The 16781-nt window shown below is 71.2% G+C and carries 16 protein-coding genes and 1 tRNA gene; 11 read left to right on the forward strand and 6 right to left on the reverse strand.

Annotated features, from left to right (window positions below; all coding sequences use genetic code 11):
* The first annotated feature begins 29 nt into the window (after nt 1-29).
* Nucleotides 30-2075 carry a cytochrome c oxidase assembly protein gene (locus ITJ50_RS09885; RefSeq protein WP_071251835.1) on the forward strand — a complete coding sequence of 682 codons (2046 nt, stop codon included), beginning with the start codon at nt 30-32 and terminating at the stop codon, nt 2073-2075.
* 37 nt (nt 2076-2112) lie between these two features.
* Here the strand turns inward: ITJ50_RS09885 and ITJ50_RS09890 are convergent, their stop codons facing one another.
* Both ITJ50_RS09890 and ITJ50_RS09895 read right to left on the reverse strand, forming a co-directional pair.
* The gene (locus ITJ50_RS09890; RefSeq protein WP_017886434.1) at nt 2113-2460 is read right to left on the reverse strand and encodes a hypothetical protein; all 348 of its coding nucleotides are present in this window, start codon (nt 2458-2460) and stop codon (nt 2113-2115) included.
* The gene (locus ITJ50_RS09895) at nt 2450-3553 is read right to left on the reverse strand and encodes a DUF6177 family protein (RefSeq protein ID WP_017886435.1); all 1104 of its coding nucleotides are present in this window, start codon (nt 3551-3553) and stop codon (nt 2450-2452) included. The genes ITJ50_RS09890 and ITJ50_RS09895 overlap by 11 nt, the downstream gene beginning before the upstream one ends.
* Nucleotides 3554-3749: 196 nt before the next feature.
* On the opposite strand from ITJ50_RS09895, the gene ITJ50_RS09900 reads away from it, so the two are divergent.
* From ITJ50_RS09900 to ITJ50_RS09935, 8 genes are all read left to right on the forward strand, one after another.
* Nucleotides 3750-3823, forward strand: a tRNA-Gly gene (locus tag ITJ50_RS09900).
* Nucleotides 3824-3837: 14 nt separating this feature from the next.
* Nucleotides 3838-4452 (forward strand): GntR family transcriptional regulator, encoded by a 615-nt coding sequence (locus tag ITJ50_RS17885; RefSeq protein ID WP_194590402.1) that lies wholly within the window; start codon nt 3838-3840, stop codon nt 4450-4452.
* Between the two features lie 179 nt (nt 4453-4631).
* Nucleotides 4632-6077, forward strand: a complete 1446-nt coding sequence (locus ITJ50_RS09910; protein WP_228499459.1) for an MFS transporter — start codon at nt 4632-4634, stop codon at nt 6075-6077.
* Between the two features lie 79 nt (nt 6078-6156).
* Nucleotides 6157-7059, forward strand: a complete 903-nt coding sequence (locus ITJ50_RS09915; RefSeq protein WP_194590403.1) for an ABC transporter substrate-binding protein — start codon at nt 6157-6159, stop codon at nt 7057-7059.
* Nucleotides 7056-8045 carry an ornithine cyclodeaminase family protein gene (locus tag ITJ50_RS09920; RefSeq protein ID WP_194590404.1) on the forward strand — a complete coding sequence of 330 codons (990 nt, stop codon included), beginning with the start codon at nt 7056-7058 and terminating at the stop codon, nt 8043-8045. Before ITJ50_RS09915 ends, ITJ50_RS09920 begins: the two co-directional genes overlap by 4 nt.
* Before the next feature lie 46 nt (nt 8046-8091).
* Complete coding sequence (locus ITJ50_RS09925; protein WP_194590405.1) at nt 8092-9213, forward strand: FAD-dependent oxidoreductase; 1122 nt, start codon at nt 8092-8094, stop codon at nt 9211-9213.
* A 273-nt stretch (nt 9214-9486) separates the two neighbouring features.
* Nucleotides 9487-10587, forward strand: coding sequence for a glycerate kinase (locus ITJ50_RS09930; RefSeq protein ID WP_323749900.1), 1101 nt, complete (start codon nt 9487-9489; stop codon nt 10585-10587).
* Between the two features lie 185 nt (nt 10588-10772).
* A complete protein-coding gene (locus tag ITJ50_RS09935; protein WP_017886442.1) occupies nt 10773-11819 on the forward strand; it encodes an NAD(P)-dependent alcohol dehydrogenase in 1047 nt (348 codons plus the stop codon).
* A gap of 72 nt (nt 11820-11891) precedes the next feature.
* On the opposite strand, the gene ITJ50_RS09940 is transcribed toward ITJ50_RS09935, so the two are convergent.
* The 4 genes from ITJ50_RS09940 to ITJ50_RS09955 form a co-directional block, all read right to left on the reverse strand.
* Nucleotides 11892-13319 (reverse strand): hypothetical protein, encoded by a 1428-nt coding sequence (locus tag ITJ50_RS09940; RefSeq protein WP_194590406.1) that lies wholly within the window; start codon nt 13317-13319, stop codon nt 11892-11894.
* Nucleotides 13309-14148 (reverse strand): TIGR03943 family putative permease subunit, encoded by an 840-nt coding sequence (locus tag ITJ50_RS09945; protein WP_194590407.1) that lies wholly within the window; start codon nt 14146-14148, stop codon nt 13309-13311. The genes ITJ50_RS09940 and ITJ50_RS09945 overlap by 11 nt, the downstream gene beginning before the upstream one ends.
* On the reverse strand, nt 14135-15148 hold the full coding sequence (locus tag ITJ50_RS09950) for a permease (RefSeq protein ID WP_042538379.1): 1014 nt from the start codon (nt 15146-15148) through the stop codon (nt 14135-14137). Before ITJ50_RS09950 ends, ITJ50_RS09945 begins: the two co-directional genes overlap by 14 nt.
* A 179-nt stretch (nt 15149-15327) precedes the next feature.
* A complete protein-coding gene (locus tag ITJ50_RS09955) occupies nt 15328-15906 on the reverse strand; it encodes a TetR/AcrR family transcriptional regulator (RefSeq protein WP_031259380.1) in 579 nt (192 codons plus the stop codon).
* 108 nt (nt 15907-16014) lie between these two features.
* Here ITJ50_RS09955 and ITJ50_RS09960 point away from each other — a divergent pair, with 108 nt between their 5' ends.
* Together ITJ50_RS09960 and ITJ50_RS09965 are read left to right on the forward strand one after the other, a co-directional pair.
* Nucleotides 16015-16329, forward strand: a complete 315-nt coding sequence (locus tag ITJ50_RS09960; RefSeq protein WP_017886447.1) for a DMT family transporter — start codon at nt 16015-16017, stop codon at nt 16327-16329.
* 1 nt (nt 16330) lies between these two features.
* Entirely contained in the window at nt 16331-16702 is a 372-nt protein-coding gene (locus ITJ50_RS09965; protein ID WP_140448244.1) for a DMT family transporter, read from the forward strand.
* Nucleotides 16703-16781: the final 79 nt, after the last annotated feature.

Genomic DNA, 16781 nt, shown 5'->3' on the forward strand with positions numbered 1-16781 from the left:
CCAGCCGACACGCCTACCATTGGACGGTCATGACCGTCACGTCACCCGAAACCCAGCCCACCGGGTCAGCACCGGACGCCGCCCCCACCACCGGGCGCTCGTCCACCGTCGCGACGGTCCTGGTCATCGCGATCCCCCTGGCCGTCGCGTGCTCGCTCCTCGGGCTGACGATCACCGGCGCCTTCAGCACGAGTCAGCAGCTGGTGTCCGCCGGCGAGCTCGTCGAGTACGGCCTACCGATCGCCCGCGTCGTGCACGACACGATGGCGGCGCTCACGATCGGGCTCCTCATCGTCGCCGCCTTCGCTCTTCCCGCGCAGAAGAAGGACCACGGCGCGCTGTCCAGCGTGCAGCACCGGGCCACCCGGTGGGCCGCAGCGACCGGCGCCGTCTGGTTCCTCGCCGCGGCGGTGAGCATCGTCCTCACCGGCGCGAACACGCTGGGCGTCCCGCTCACCAGCCCGGTGTTCGCGCGCAACTTCATGCTCTTCGCGTTCCAGGTCGAGATCGGTCAGGCCCTCGTCGTGTCCGCGGCCGCGATCCTCATCGCCACGGTGGTGGCCGCCTTCGCCACCCGGGTGACGACCCTGGCGTTCGCCACCGTCATCGGCCTGTTCGCCCTGCTCCCCCTGGCGCTGTCCGGCCACGCCGCCGGGTCGCTCGAGCACGCGAACGCGGTGAACTCGCTCGCGATCCACCTGGTCGGGGTGTGCGTGTGGGCCGGTGGCCTGGTCGCCGTGGTCCTGCTCCGCACGCGCACCAAGGGTGCGACGGGCCGGGTCATCGCCCGGTACTCGACGCTCGCCGGCTGGTCCTTCGGGGCCGTGGCGTTCTCCGGCATCGTGAACGCGTCGCTCCGGCTGACCGGTCCGCTCGACCTGCTCACGACGACCTACGGCTGGCTCATCACGGTCAAGGCGGTCATCCTCGTCCTGCTCGGCGTCGCCGGTGTCGTCCAGCGCCGGAAGCTCGTGCCCGGACTCCTCCGTGCGCCGCTCGACCGTCGCCTGTTCACCCGGTTCGCCCTGGCCGAGATCGTGTTCATGGCCGTGGCCATCGGCGTCTCGGTCGCCGTGTCCCGGTCGCAGCCGCCGATCCCGCAGACCCCGGCGACGGGCGAGGACACCCGCTCTGGTCTGATCGGCTTCCCGTTCCCGCCGGCGCAGACCGCGCAGACCTACCTGACGCAGTGGCACATCGACTGGGTCTGGCTCGGCCTGGCCGTCGTCGGAGCCGTCTGGTACCTGCTGGCGGTCCGCAAGCTCCGGAAGCGCGGTGACTCCTGGCCCGTCGGCCGCACCATCGCCTGGCTGATCGGCTGCGCCCTGTTCATCTGGACCACGTCGGCCGGCCCCGCGGTCTACGGCATGATCCACTTCTCGTCGCACATGCTCCAGCACATGCTGCTGATGATGTTCGTGCCGCTGCCGCTCGTGCTCGGCGGCCCGGTGCTGCTCGCGCTCCGCACGCTGCCGGTCCGCAACGACGGCTCCCGCGGCGCCCGCGAGTGGCTCATGCTCTTCGTGCACTCCCGCTGGATGCAGTTCCTCGGCAAGCCCGCCGTCGCCGGGATCATCTTCGCCGGGTCCCTCGTGGTGTTCTACTTCACCCCGGCGTACCAGGCCGCGATGCAGTCGCACGAGTGGCACGTCGCGATGATCGTCCACTTCGTCCTGAGCGGGTACCTGTTCTTCTGGGTGTTCGTCGGTGTCGACCCGGGCCCGAAGCGTCCTCCGTACCCGATGCTCATCATCACGCTCCTGGCCACCCTGGCGTTCCACGCGTTCTTCGGTGTCGCGGTCATGACGTCGCAGTCGGTGTTCGCGATCGACTGGTTCCACGCGCTCGGACAGACCAACGACGCCGCACTGCTCGACGACCAGCACACCGGCGGCGGCATCGCCTGGGGTGCGTCGGAGCTCCCGATGGTGTTCGTGGCCCTGCTCGTCGTCCGCAACTGGATGCGCTCGGACAAGCGCGACGCGAAGCGCCTCGACCGCAAGGCCGAGCGCGACGGCGACGCCGACCTCAAGGCCTACAACGAGCGCCTGGCGGCGATGAGCAAGCGGGACTGACCCGCCGTACCGATCGCCCGGGGGTGCCCGCGGGTGTTCAGTCGCCGTGGACGATGCAGACCGCGTCGAGGTCCATGGCGGCCTCGAGCGCGGCCGAGATCCCCGATTCCCCGTCGGGGCCGGCTGGGGTGACCGTGTCGACCCACCACAGCGGCGTCGCCAGGGTCGGGGCGTCCGGCAGGATCCGCTCCACCTCATCGAAGGAGTCCACGCGCCGCACGCTCAGCACGGTGATCACCGGGTGGGTGGCGTCCCGGCAGACCTGGACCATCGGGCCGTCGTCGAGTGCGCGGACGCCCCAGGTCTCGTCGTGCAGCAGCAGCGCCTCGGCGACCTCGCGCGGCTCGACCGGCTGCCGGCACAGGATCGTGACGTCACGCGGCACCCTGGCCGCCCACCATCCGGTCGTCGCGGACGTGGCCGTCGAGTGTGCCCTCGTCGTGGGCGGGGTCGAGCGGCGCACCGCCGACCAGCTGCAGGAAGCGGTCCTCGTCGATGCGGTCGAGGAACGACTCGAGCGCTTCCCAGCCGTCCTCGAAGCGGACGATCATGCCGCCGTCGGTGTCGGCGTCCGGGCGACCGGACGAGCCGGTTCCGGCGGCGAACGTCGCGGTCGTGGTGCGCGGCGGCGGCCAGACACCGTCACGGTCCAGGAAGCCGGCGGCCTCGGGCCCGACGACGACGGCGAGCGGCGACGGTTCACCGTGCGAGACGGCACGGACCAGGTGGTCGGCGTCACCGCGGCGCTGCATGACGACGCCGAAGACGGGGACGACCTGGTCGGCGACCCGCTGCACGGCGTCGAACATGCGGTTGGCCAGGCCCGGGTCGGTGTTCTCCTCGGGCACGGTGAGCACGGCGGACATCGTCTCCACGACGACCCCGCCGACCAGGTGCGCGGTCATCGTCGCCGAGAAGCCCTCGCCGACGGCGTACGAGGTCGAGATGCCGGGTGCCTCGTGCTTCGCGTACTGCGTCACGACCCAGCGGTCCCACGGCACGGTGAGCGGTTCTGCGGTGCCCCACCGGGTCGGGCAGGTGCCGACGGTGTGGCACAGGGCCTCGATCGCCGAGCCCATGTCGACCGCGCGGCCGGGGTGGTGCCGGAGGGTCAGGTCGATGCTGATCTGACGGACCGAGTCGGCCGAGACCGGGTGCTCGGGCGACGGGGTGCCCACGAGTTCGGGGCCCCGGTGCACGAAGTCTTCGATGTCCGAGGCAGCGACACCGGTCCGGCCGTCACGCAGCGTCCCGTCGAAGTCGGAGACGGCCCACGCGGCACCGTACGCGCCGAGTGCGTGCCGGAGCGCCGGGGTGATCGCCGCCGACCGTCCGGTGCGGAGCACGACCGTCCGCCCGGCGTCCGCCGAGCGGCGGAGCAACGAGGCGAGCGCGTCGGTCAGCCACACGACGGGCGAGGCCGACTCGACCACGATCGCCGGGCCGACCACGTCGTCGATGAGGGGATGCCTGACCATCCGGGTCCTCCTCGGTTCGGGGGCTGGAACTCCCTGGACGGTACACACGGGTCCGACACCTGTCCGTCGAGTCGGCACCCTCACAGCGGAGACTCGGGAGGCACGACACGCGCCCGGCAGACGGCGTACGGTGCGCGGTCGGCTGGCTTCCAGGCGAGAATCCGCTAGGCTTGCCGAGTCCCGTTCTGCGGGGCGCGCGAGTGTAGTTCAATGGTAGAACTCCAGCTTCCCAAGCTGGTAGCGCGGGTTCGATTCCCGTCACTCGCTCCAACTACGATCAAGCCGTGGAGTCCAAGCCGACATCGGTCCTCAAGGCCATCAGGGCCGAGATCATCAGCGGCTCGCTCGCACGTGGCTCGAGACTCAAGGAAGACGTGCTCGCGGAGCGTTTCGGCGTCTCCCGGGTCCCTGTCCGCGAAGCCCTCCGACAGCTGGAGACCGAGGGCTTCGTCGTCGCCGAGAAGTTCAAGGGCGTCCGGGTCGCGGATTCCTCAACCGAGGTCGTCATCGAATTGATGCAGATCCGGCGCGGGCTCGAGGTCCTGGCCGCCGAGCTCGCGGCCGACCGGACGGGCGGCGACTGCGCGGCCCTGCTCCGGGCAGTCGGCCACGAGGGCCGCTCCGACCAGGAGGTCGAGGCCCAGTCGCCCCGGTTCGCATTCCACGGCCTGGTGGCCCGAGCGTCCGGGAACACCCGACTCGAGACGATGATCGAACAGCTGATCCACCAGACCGCCTGGGCCTTCGAGCGCGTGACGCGTGAAGAGGTCGCCGCGAGCAGCGGGGACCACGCCGCCGTCGCGAACGCGATCCTGCGGGGAGCATCGGTTCAGGCAGGGCTGCTGATGGACGAGCACCTGCGTCGCGACGAAGCGATCTACCGCGAACTCAGCGCGTAGAACGTATACGACCGCAGTTCGCGCGCAGTCGGCGACTTCGACCGCATGTCTGATCCGGTGCGGTTGGAGCCGGATGCGTCACGAAACGTCTCGAAGTCGAAACCAGCCCGAAACAGCTTTTCGTATACAAAAGAGTGACCGCACGGTGCACCGCTCACTCTTCCCCGCTGGAGTTACGAATGTCTGCTGTAACGCGCTCCACCGCACCAACACGCACCACCACCGACCAGCCTTCCGGAGGCGTCGGCTCCGCACTCGACTCGATCGGGTTCACACGAGCCCAGTTCTGGGTCCTCATGCTCATCCTCGCCGGTGAGTTCTTCGACACCCTCGAGCAGAACTCCGTCGGCGCGATGGCCACCAACATCAAGGCCTCCCTCGCGATCGGCGACGTCCAGCTCTCCACCATCAACACCGCGACCGTCGTCGGCGGTTTGGTCGGCAGGCTCCTCGCCGGTTGGCTCGCCGACCGCTACGGCCGCCGGTTCTCGCTCGGCCTGAACCTGCTCGTCTACACGCTGGGCGGCCTGCTGAGCGCTGTCTCCCCGAACTTCGAGATGCTGCTGGTCAGCCGCTTCATCGTCGGCATCGGCGTCGGCGGTGAGTTCATGATCGGCATCGCGATGCTGTCCGAGATGGTCGCGACCCGGTACCGGGGCGGACTCATCGCCACGATCAACGTCGGTGCAGGCGGCATCGGGAACTTCATCTCCTACGGCCTCTTCCTGCTCCTCCTCGGCCCGTTGGCCGTCCCGCTCGGTGGCGACGACCACGTCTGGCGCTGGAGCTTCGTGATCCTGGCGCTCCCCGCGCTGTTCGTCGTCCTGTACCGGCGCAAGTTGCCCGAGACGCCGCGCTGGCTCCTCTCGAAGGGGCGGATCGACGACGCGAACCGCTCGCTCGCGGTCCTCGCCTCGAACACCTTGACGCCGCCCGCGGACGCCGTCGGCCCCGTCCGGCTCAGCCCCGCAGATCTCCCGCCGGTGTCCTTGCACGCCTCACCCGCAGCGGTGTTCCACCGGCTGGTCCTGCGCCGGACGATCGCCATCGGGGTCGCGTCGTGGATGGCCTTCGGGGTGCAGGTCACGCTGAACTTCCTCATGCCCACGCTGCTCGTCGAACGTGGGTACTCCGTCTCGCAGAGCCTGCTGTACACGATGATCATGAACGTCGGCTCGCTCCTCGGGTGCACCGCCGCCGCCCTGCTCGCGAACCGCATCGGGCGTCGACCGTTGGTCGCCACCGCGGGGGTCCTGGGCTGTCTGACCGCACTGGCGTTCGCAGCGTTCGGGAACGACACCGGCGCGATCCTCGCCCTCGGCGCACTGTTCCAGTTCTTCACGATGCTGACGAACACCACGCTCGCAGCCTGGACCGCCGAGGTCTACCCCACGGCGATCCGAGCGTCCGGCGCCTCGATCGTGAACGGGATCGGCAACATCGCCGGCGCCGTGATGCCCTTCGCCGCGATAGCGCTCTACGGTGCCTGGGCCTTCGCCGGTGTCTTCGGACTCGCGGCAGCCATGTACGCGGTGCTCGTGATCGCGTCGCGGTTCGCCCCCGAGACGCGCGGTCGTTCCCTCGAGGACGTGAACGAGAACGTCCTCACCGCCAGGTCCACCTGAACCACCCGATCCACCCACACGATCCAGCGGCGTGCCAGGCAACGCCCGGCACGCCGCACCCCACGAACGGAGCACCACCATGGACACCCTGCAGATCTCGGCGACCGCGAACGGCCTCAACTACCTGCCCGAGTACGTCGCCGACCTGGGCGGCCTCTTCGCCGAACGCGGACTCACCGTGACCGCCACCGCTTGCGACCCGTGGACTGGCGTCCTCGACGACATCGACTCGGGTGCAGCCCACCTCGCGCTCGGGGGCCTCTGGGTGCCGGCGATGTACGCCGGCACCGCTCGTGCACTGTCCGTCGTCGGCCAGCTGAACCACGCCTTCCCGATGACCATCGTGGCGCGGAACGAGACCGACCCGATCACCCTGGACTGGCTCGCGGGGAAGGTCGTGCTCGCGCCGGGTGCGGGCGGCAGCGCGCCCTACGAGTTCACGGCGGGGCTCGTCCGCGAAGCCGGTCTCGACGTCGCAGCGACCCGCTTCGTCCGCGACCTGTCGACCGCCATGCTCGTGGAGCTCTACCGAGGCGGCCTCGGCGACGCCATCATCCTCGACCTCGTGTCCGCCGAGGAACTCGTGGCGGCTGGCGGCGGGTCGATCGTCTTCCGGCACCTCGATGCCGGCGGGGTGATGCCGAACAGCGTCTACTACACCCGCACCGACCGTATCGAGGAACTCGGTGACCGCGTGCCACGGTTCATGGACGGCATCGCTGCGGCCATGCAGCGGATCACCGCTGGCGACGCCGACGCCGAGATCACCGCCGTGCTCGCAGCCCGCTGGCCGGACAAGGACCAGTCGCTGCTCCGACGAGCCGCCGACGAGATGGCGGCGGGCGGCGTGTGGGACTCCGCCGTCGTGGACCGTGATGCGTCCGACCGGTGGATGCGGATCCTGTTCGACGGCGGACTCACGACGCACGTCCCGTCGTCCGACGAACTCCTCGGTTCGCCGAGCGCCGTCGCCGTCTCGTGACGCTCGTCCTCGGGGCGTCCGACGTCGCTGCTGCGCTCGAGGACGTCGATGTGCTCGAAGCCGTCGAAGCCGTCCACGCCGACCTCGGAGCAGGCCGGATGCAGCAGCCGGCCCCGGTCGCCCTGACGGGTGCCGACGATGCGCTCTTCCTGCCGATGGCGGTGCGGTCCGACCGGCTGGGTCTGGTGGCGGTGAAGCTCATGGCCGACATCCCGCACAACGCCTCCCGCGGTCTGCCGACCCAGCGGTCCAGCATCTTGGTGTCGTCTGCGATGACCGGCGAGTGCCTGGGCGTCCTCGACGGCAAGGACATCACCCGCGCGCGGACGGCGGCAGCCTCGGTCGTCGCCACGCAGCACCTCGCTCGATCGCACAGCACGACGCTGGGGTTCGTCGGCGCCGGGAACCTCGCCGTCGAGCACCTGCGTGCGTTCGCGAAGGTCCGGTCCTTCGAACGGGTGCTCCTCTGGTCGCGTTCCGCGGCGACGACCGGTCGGTTCCTCGAGACCGTCGGTGACGACCTCGCTCAACGATGCACCGTGGTGGGTGGTCCCCGCCAGGTGGCCGAGGAGTGCGACGTCCTGTGCACGCTCACGCCGTCGGTACGCCCGGTCGTGGAGGGCGGTTGGCTGCACGCGGGCCAGCACGTGAACGCCGTCGGCGCCCGTCCGCGCCCCACCCACCGCGAGCTCGACGGCCCCGCGATGGCGCGTGGGACGGTGTTCGTCGACAGCCGGGCCACAGCCTGGTCGAAGTCGGGCGACCTGCTCGAGGCCGTCGTCGAGGGCGCGGTCCCGCAGGACCTGCACCCGGCCGAACTCGGCGAGGTCATCGTCGGACGTGCTGCCGGCCGGGTCGACGACGACCAGGTCACGGTGTTCGACTCGGTCGGGCTCGGTGCGCAGGATCTGGCGGTCGCCGCCCTGGTGCTCGAAGTCGCTCGCGAACGGGGCCTCGGGACCACGGTGCCGACCTCGGGCCGCTGACGGCGACGGTCGTGTCGGGGTCGGCGCACCCAACTACGCTCTCGACATGACCATCCCCGCACCGGCGACGCACGTCGTCATCGGCGCCGGGGTCGTCGGTGCTGCGACCGCGTACGCCCTGACGGCCCGCGGCGAGCGCGTCCTGCTCGTCGAGCAGCACGCCCGCGGCCACCACCTCGGTTCCTCGCACGGTGCGACCCGGATCTTCCGGCAGGGCTACGCCGACCCGGAGTACGTCGCGCTGACCACCCGCGCACTGGCGCTGTGGGAAGGGCTCGAGGAGGCCGCCGGCGAGGAGCTCATCGTCCGCACGGGCGCGGTCGACCACGGGCGGTCCGAGGTCGTCGACGCGATCGCCGCCGCCCTGGCCGACGCGGACATCCCCCACGAGTCGCTGACGCCGGAGCAGGCGGCAGCACGTTGGCCCGGCATCGCGTTCGAGGGGCACGTGCTGACCCATGCGTCGGCGGGGCGGATCCGCTCCGACCGGACGGTCGAGGCCTTCCTGACCCTGGCCGAACGGACCGGCCTCGCCGACCTGCGCTTCGACACCCGGGTCACCGGGCTCGACGACCACGGTGACGACGTCACCGTGACACTGTCCGACGACACCGCGGTCCGCACCGCGTCCGTGGTGGCCGCGGTGGGGTCGTGGGCCCCCACGCTCGTCGGCGGGCTGCTTACCGGACGCGGGACGGGCCTCCCGGCCATCCGCGTCACCCAGGAGCAGCCCGCCCACTTCCCCAGCCACCTGCCGGACGAGGCCTGGCCGAGCTTCGTGCACTGGGCCGACGGCGACGACGTCTACGGGCTGCTGACGCCCGGCGAGGGCGTCAAGGTCGGGTTCCACGGCACCGGGCCCGTGGTCGACCCGGACGACCGCGACTTCACGCCCGTACCCGCCGAAGCCGAGCGGCTGCAGGCGTACGTCGCGCGGTACGTGCCGGGGGTCGACGCGACGAAGCCGACGTTCATCAGCTGCCTGTACGACAACTCCCCCGACGAGGACTTCGTCATCGACCGCATGGGGCCGCTCACCGTGGCGACGGGGTTCTCCGGGCACGGCTTCAAGTTCGCGCCGTTGCTGGGCGAGATGCTCGCGGACCTCGCGACGGGCGGAGTGCCGCACCCGCGCTTCGCCCTGCCGGAGCCGGTGCCCGCGCCCTGACGCGTCGGGGCGCGGTCGTTCGCGAGACGCCGGCGTGTTCGTTCGACGCACGCCGGCGTGTTCGTTCGACGCACGCCGGCGCGGTCGATGGACGCCGTCGTGTTCGTTCGACGCCGCCATGGCCTCGAGACGCCGCCGAATACGGAGGCGTCTCGCGGACAACGAGGCGTTCTGCGCACACACCGGCGTCTCACACACGCACACACCACACAGACCGGCGTCTCACACACGCGCGCACGCCGGCGTCCCGCGACCGGCCACTACGGTGGAACCGTGCGCATCATCGTGGCTCCGGACTCGTTCAAGGGCACCGCGACGGCGGCGTCGATCGCTGCGGCGGTCCGCGACGGTTGGCTGGCCGAACGCCCTGACGACGACGTGGTGCTCGTCCCGATGGCCGACGGTGGCGAGGGCACCCTCGACGCCTTCGAGACCGCCGTCCCCGGATCCGTCCGGGTCCCCGTCACCGTGACCGGGCCGGCCGGGGCCCCGGTCGCCACCCAGTGGTTGCGACTGCCCGACGGCCGTGCCGTGGTGGAGCTCGCGGCGACGAGCGGCCTGCCCCTGCTCGATGCACCGATGCCGGACGCGGCGACGAGCCGTGGGTTCGGCGAGGCGATCGCCGCCGCGCTCGACGCCGGTGCGACGGGGCTCGTGCTCGGCATCGGGGGCAGCGCGTCCACCGACGGCGGGCGTCCGGTGCTCGAGGCGCTCGGCCTCGACGAAGAGCAGAGCGGCACCGGCACCGGCACCGGCGGTCTCCGGCTGCTCCCACCGCTCGGGGTCACCGTGCTCACCGACGTCACCTCTCCGCTGCTCGGCCCGACCGGTGCCGCCGCCGTCTTCGGCCCGCAGAAGGGCATCACGCCCGACCGTGTGGCGTCCTTCGACGACCGGCTCGCCATCTGGGCCGCGCGCTTCCCCGACGTCGACCCGAGCACCCCGGGCGCCGGAGCCGCGGGTGGGGTGGGGTTCGGCCTGCTGGTGTGGGGCGCCACGCTCGCGGGTGGGGCAGCGGCCGTCGCCGAGGTCCTCGGGCTGCCGGCACTGCTCGGGGGCAACGACATCGTGAACGGTACCGACGTGAACGCCGCCGACGTCGTGATCAGCGGCGAGGGACGCTTCGACGGACAGAGCGCCGTCGGCAAGGTGCCCTCGGTGGTCCGCGACCTGACCGCGGCGCACGCTCCCGGTGCCCGCTCGATGCTCGTCGCCGGCGCGATCGAGGCCCCGCTCGACGACTACGCGGCCGCCGCGTCGCTGACCGTGCTCGCGACGCAGACCACCGGCGAACCCGACGACGCCCTCGCCGACCCCCTGCGCTTCGCGACGATCGCCGGGCAGCGGCTGGCCCGGCTGGCCTGGCTCGCCTGAGCGAGCAGAACGCCGCGAGCAGAAGGTCGGGAGCAGAACGGCGTGAGCACCCCCACGCCGCCGCGACGCGCCCGTCCGACGGCACCAGGGGTGTCCTGGTTGTACCTCCCACACGGCCGCGGGGGCGCGCAGACTGGTTCCGGGCCGGAACCGGCCCGCAACGCACCACCCCCACGAGGAGATCATTGCGCACCGTCAACGCGTACGCGGCACCGTCAGCGACCGAGCCGCTCGTCAAGACCACCATCACCCGTCGTGACGTCGGCCCGGACGACGTCGCGATCGACATCGCCTACGCCGGCATCTGCCACTCGGACATCCACACCGTCCGCGGTGAGTGGGGCCCCATCCAGTACCCGCAGGTCGTCGGCCACGAGATCGTCGGCCACGTCACCGAGGTCGGCGCGAACGTCACCAAGCACAAGGTCGGCGACCGCGTCGGCGTCGGCTGCATGGTGAACTCGTGCGGCGAGTGCGAGAACTGCGTCGCCGGCCAGGAACAGTACTGCCTCAAGGGCAACATCGGCACCTACGCCAGCGTCGACCCCGCCGACGGCTCGATCACCCAGGGCGGCTACTCGCAGGCCGTCGTCGTGAACGAGGACTTCGTGCTCCGCGTCCCCGAGTCGCTCGACATCGAGAAGGTCGCGCCGCTGCTCTGTGCCGGCATCACCACCTACTCGCCGCTCCACCACTGGAAGGCCGGCCCCGGCACGAAGGTCGCCGTCGTCGGCATGGGCGGGCTCGGCCACATGGCCGTCAAGATCGCCGTCGCGCTCGGCGCCGAGGTCACCGTCCTGTCGCAGACCACCTCGAAGGAAGCCGACTCGCTCCGCTACGGCGCGAAGGCCCACTACGCGACGAAGGACCCGGAGACGTTCGAGAAGCTCGCGAACTCCTTCGAGCTCATCATCAACACCGTCTCGGCGAAGATCCCGATGGGTTCCTACCTCGGCCTGCTCAAGGTCGACGGCACCCTCGTCAACGTCGGTGCACCGTCCGAGCCGCTCGAGGTGCCGGCCTTCGCGCTCATCCCGCGTCGGCTCAGCTGGGCTGGTTCCGCCATCGGCGGCATCCAGGAGACCCAGGAGATGCTCGACTTCTGCGCCGAGCACGGGATCCTGCCGGAGACCGAGCTCATCAGCGCCGACCAGATCAACGAGGCCTACGAGCGCGTCCTGTCCTCGGACGTCCGCTACCGCTTCGTGATCGACGCGGCCACGCTGGCGTAGTCGTCACCACATGATGGACGGAAGGCCCGGTACCAGCTGGTACCGGGCCTTCCGTCTGTCGTCTCCGGACCGTCAGCCGACCTCGTCACCGGACGGCAGCGCGCCGCACCAGTCGACGGAACCGGCGTCGATGCTCGCCTCGAGCGCCCCGGAGGCCGCATCGACGATGCTCACGAGCTCGCCGTTCGCCGACTTCGTCGCGACCGCGACGAACTGGCTGTTCGGGGACGGGCAGACCGCGGTGACGCTCGCGTCCTCCGGGATCGTCACGGGCAGCCGGGAGGCGCGCCCCCCGTCGACACGCACGATCCGTGCCGCGATGGTGCCGTCCGACCGCACGTCCCCCAGCACCCGCAGGTACGTGTCGTCGGACAGCTGGGCGATGCGGCCGAGGACGGCCGCATCCGTGCTGGCCGCGGGGGCCTGCAACGCCGACTTGGACCCGTCGGTCAGGTCCAGCCGTTCGATGCCGGTGCCCGTCTCGACGACGGCCGTGGTGCCGGTGCCGACGAAGCCGTGCAGGTAGGTCGCGCTGCCGAGCCGGACCGGGTCGGCGCGACCGCTCATGTCGACGAGCACCAGGTCGTCGCTGCCCGTCCGGACCAGGGCACTCTCGGTGCGCGGGACGTAGGCCCACTGCCCGACGGTCATCGGCACGGCACCCGTCTTCGGCTTGCCGTTCGCGGCGATCGCGGTGGGCATGTGCGTGCCCGTCATGTCGACCACGTACAGGCCGGTGTTCCGGGACTGCCCGGTCGAGGTGTCGGCGTACTCGAACCCGAACGAGGCCCCGTCGTCCGCGACGTGGAGCGCCGTGACCCGCCCCTCGGACGTCGGCAGGGTGAGGTGCTCGACGGGGGCGTCGTCGTCCTGCACGCCGCCGCTCAGCGCCACGATGTCGACGGAGGAGCTGGCGTCCGTGCCGCTCACGACCACCAGCGAGCGGCCGAGCCGGGCGTACTCGCTGATCGCGGTGCCCTCGTAGACGGTCGTGGCGCCGCCGGCGTCGAGGGAGCGCCGGACGATGCGGTCCTTCGCGCCTGCCTGCCCGGGGACCAGGGCGAGCACGTCGGTGCTGCCGGTGCGGATCGCCGCCGTCAGGTCGGACGTCGCACGTTGTCCCGGCGCCCGGACACCCGCGACCGTGACGGTGTAGTCGCGGTCGTAGGCCAGCGGCCCGGCGAACTCGACCGCGATGGTGTTGCCGCTCGAGGTCACGGTGTGCGCCGCAGCCGGGCTGACCCGGACGTCGGCGGCGTCGACCTTCTGCAGTGCCTGGTTCGCCGTCAGGATGATCCGCTGGGCCGGCCTCGTGACGAGCCCGGTCGCGTCGTAGGACACGCCGCGGAGCCGCGGACCCTGCTGCGAGCCGACGACCGCGGCGAGCGCGGCGACCACGGCGAGGACGACCACGACGGCCACGTACCGGCGGTGGAACCGGTGCGCGACCGGGCGGCGCTCGCGGCGCCGCTCGGAGCTCGCGCCCGTCTCAGTACTCATACGGGTCCTTGGGCTGCGCGACCTCGGTGACCTTCGCGGCCTTGACGACGATGCGGGCGTCGGCGGACTGGTCCGGGTTCGCTGCGAGGGCGCCGCGGACGGTGACCCACTTCCCCTCGTCGGGGACGGTGCCGCTGCCGCCACCGCTACCGTCGTCGTCGCCGGGCACGACGCTGAGGCCGACGGGTTGCGCGTCCACGGCGCAGCAGCTGATCACGAAGCGGGTCAGGGTGAACGACCCGTCGTCACCGGGCACCACGAAGCCCGTCAGTTCGACCTGCTTGCCGACGAGTGCCGTGGTGTCGGTGGTCTGCCGGATCAGGGCCGCCCAGTCCTTGACGCCGTACTCCGAGGTGTCGACGCCCTCGCTGCCGAGCAGGGACACCGCTGCCTCGGAACCGGTGGCGTTCGACAGGGTCGCCGAGTCGACGCTCCGCTGCTGTGCGGTGCGGGCGGACAGCGTCGTCGGGGGCAGGACGAGCATCGCGACGGTGACACCGACCGTGATGATGGCGGCTGCACTGCCGAGCACGACGCGGACGGCGCGACGACGGCCGAGCCCGCGCCGCCCCCGATCGCCATCTGGCTCGTGCTCGTCCGCGTCATCGCCGTGCGTGTGGCCGTGCCCGCGGGCGATGACCACCAGGCCGGCGATCGACGCGGGCACCCCGACGGCGGCGAGCACGACCGTGAACACCGAGTAGCGCGGGTTGATGTACAGGTCGAGTTGCCCGACCAGCGCCAGCCACAGCGTGCAGAGCGCAACGGCCAGCACCGACCCGAGGCCCAGGTACGCGGGCGCGTTGCTGCGTGCATCAGACGAGGACATTCATCACCAACCCGACGGCTCCGGCGAACAGGACGCACACGACGGACAGCAGCACCAGGAAGCGGACCCGGAACGTCGTGCGCAGCAGGGCGATCATCTTGACGTCGATGATCGGCCCGATGATCAGGAACGCCGTGATCGACCCCGGCAGGAACGTCGAGGCGAAGGACAGCGCGAAGAAGGCGTCGACGTTCGAGCAGAGCGACACGGTCATCGCCAGCAGCATCATCGCCGCGACGGACAGCACCGGGTTCGAGCCGATCGCGACCAGGGTCGAGCGGGGCACGGCGACCTGGATCGCGGCGGCCAGCCCGGCACCGACGAACAGTGCCGGCATCATCGTCGCCGTCTCGCCGCCGAACTGCGCGGCGCTCTGCCGCCAGCGGTGCAGGCCCCGGGGCGCTCCGACGGCCGCACGGCACCGGGCCTCGAAGGCGGGGAGCAGCAGGTCGGCCGGACGGCGGTGCGCGGCGACGATCCAGCCGACGAGGTTCGCGACGACGAAGCCACCGACGATGCGCACCGGCAGGATCCACCCCGACCAACCGAACGCCTGCGCGGTGCTGATGATGACGAGCGGGTTGAGGATCGGGGCAGCGACCAGGAACGTGACCGCCTCGGCCGGCGTGAACCCGCGCATCATCAGACCGCGGGCCAGCGGGACGTTGCCGCACTCGCACACCGGGAACAGCATCCCGATCAGGGAGATCACGGCCCGACGACCGAAGGCGTTCTGCGGCAGGACCTTCTCGAGCGCACCGACCGGTACCCAGACCTCGACGACGATCGACAGCACGATGCCGAGCACCACGAAGGGCAGGGACTCGACGACGACGCTGATCGCCAGCGTCAGGAAGTCCTGCACGACGTCGGGCAGCCCGGTCGTCCCGATGCTCGGGGAGAACAGCCGGATGCCCAGCAGGACGACGACGGCGAGCAGCACCAGGCCGGGGCCGGTGAGGCTCCGGGTGCGCTGCGGCGGCCGCGTGGTCGTCGTCACCGGGACAGGATAGGCGACGCGTCCTGCCCGGGGCTGCGCGCCCCTCGCACCGTGCGAGTTCGGTCACCCCGTTCAGGGTTGCCCGCTCGGTGCAGGTATGAAGCGCCGCACGGAGCCACCAACGCCGCACGGGTTCGCGGACCCGGCACCGTGCACGCGCTCCGGGCACCGTGCAGCGGTCAGACCCGGGCGATCCCTGCCACGTGCCGGTCCAGCGTGTCGATCGCCCACGAAGCGTCACCCCCGGGGTCGACCCGCACGATGTGCATCGCGAGCCCGTCCACCAGGGCGTGCAACCGCCGGGTCTCGTACGGCACGGCAGCGTCCGGCACCCCGACCGCGCGGAGGATCTGCGCGCACCACTGGCGCATCTCGTCGACGACCCGGTCGTGGAACGGCCGGAGTTCGGCGTCGGTCAGGGCGGCGGTGCCGAGGCCGAGGTAGACGTCGAGCTCGATGCGCCGCTCCTCGTCGAGGGGCAGCAGCTCGAGCAGGACCGCGTGCGCGTAGGCGGTCCCGCGCAGGTCCCGCGGCACGGAGTCGACCCGGGCCGCGGTCGCGTCGAACACCAGCTCGAGCGCGTGCGACCGGACACTCGCCTGGGTCGGGAACGTGTAGCGGACCGTGCTCGGCGGCAGCCCGGCCTCGGCGGCGACGTTCCGGACGCTCAGTGCCCCGAGGCCATCGCGGGCGAGGACCCGGCACGCCGCCTCGGACACGGTGCGGCGCCGTTCGTCGACGTCCATGCTCCTGGCCACGACGCCATACTCGCACAGTCGTACCAACTCGTGCTACCGTCGAGGTCGTTGTCGCACAGTCGTACGACAACGGGAACCACAACGACCCCCGCAGGAAAGGACATCGTCATGGCATGGGCAATCCTCGTGCTCAGCGGCGTGCTCGAAGCCGTCTGGGCCACCGCCCTCAGCGCCTCGAACGGCTTCAAGAAGGTCGTCCCGACAATCGTGTTCGTCGCCGGGATGGCCCTGAGCATGGTGGGGCTGGCGTTCGCGATGAAGACCATCCCGGTCGGCACCGCGTACGCCGTCTGGGTCGGCATCGGCGCATCCCTGACCGTGGTCGTCGCGATCCTCCGCCGCCAGGAAGCCGCGTCCTTCGCCCGACTCGCCCTGGTCTTCGGTCTCGTGGCGTGCGTCATCGGCCTCAAGGTGGTGAGCTGACGTGGCGTGGATCGTCCTGTTCGTCAGCGCCGCGCTCGAGACCGTCTGGGCGACCGCCCTCGGCGAGAGCGACGGTTTCACCGAACTCCGACCGACGATCGTGTTCGGGGTCACGATCGTGATCAGCCTCGTCGCGTTCGGCTACGTCCTGCAGCACATCCCGATCAGCACGGCGTACGCGGTGTGGACCGGGACCGGCGCCGCCCTCACCGTGCTCTGGGGCATGGCCACCGGCGCGGAGCCCGTCACCGTCCTGCGCCTGCTGTTCATCGCCGGCATCGTCGGGTGCGTCGTCGGCCTCAAGCTCGTGCCGGCACGCCCCGCCGCGGAGCGCGCCACTCCCGTCGCGGAAGCGACAGATCTCCGCGGATGATCCGCGGGCAACTGTCGCTCTCGCGAAGGTGACGGCAGCGCCATCCGCAGGGCTGTCGCTTTCACGACGCAGCGCCCTG

Origin of the sequence: Curtobacterium sp. VKM Ac-2889 (genome assembly GCF_015350855.1) — a bacterium.
In the GTDB taxonomy this organism is placed as follows: Bacteria; Actinomycetota; Actinomycetes; order Actinomycetales; family Microbacteriaceae; genus Curtobacterium; species Curtobacterium poinsettiae.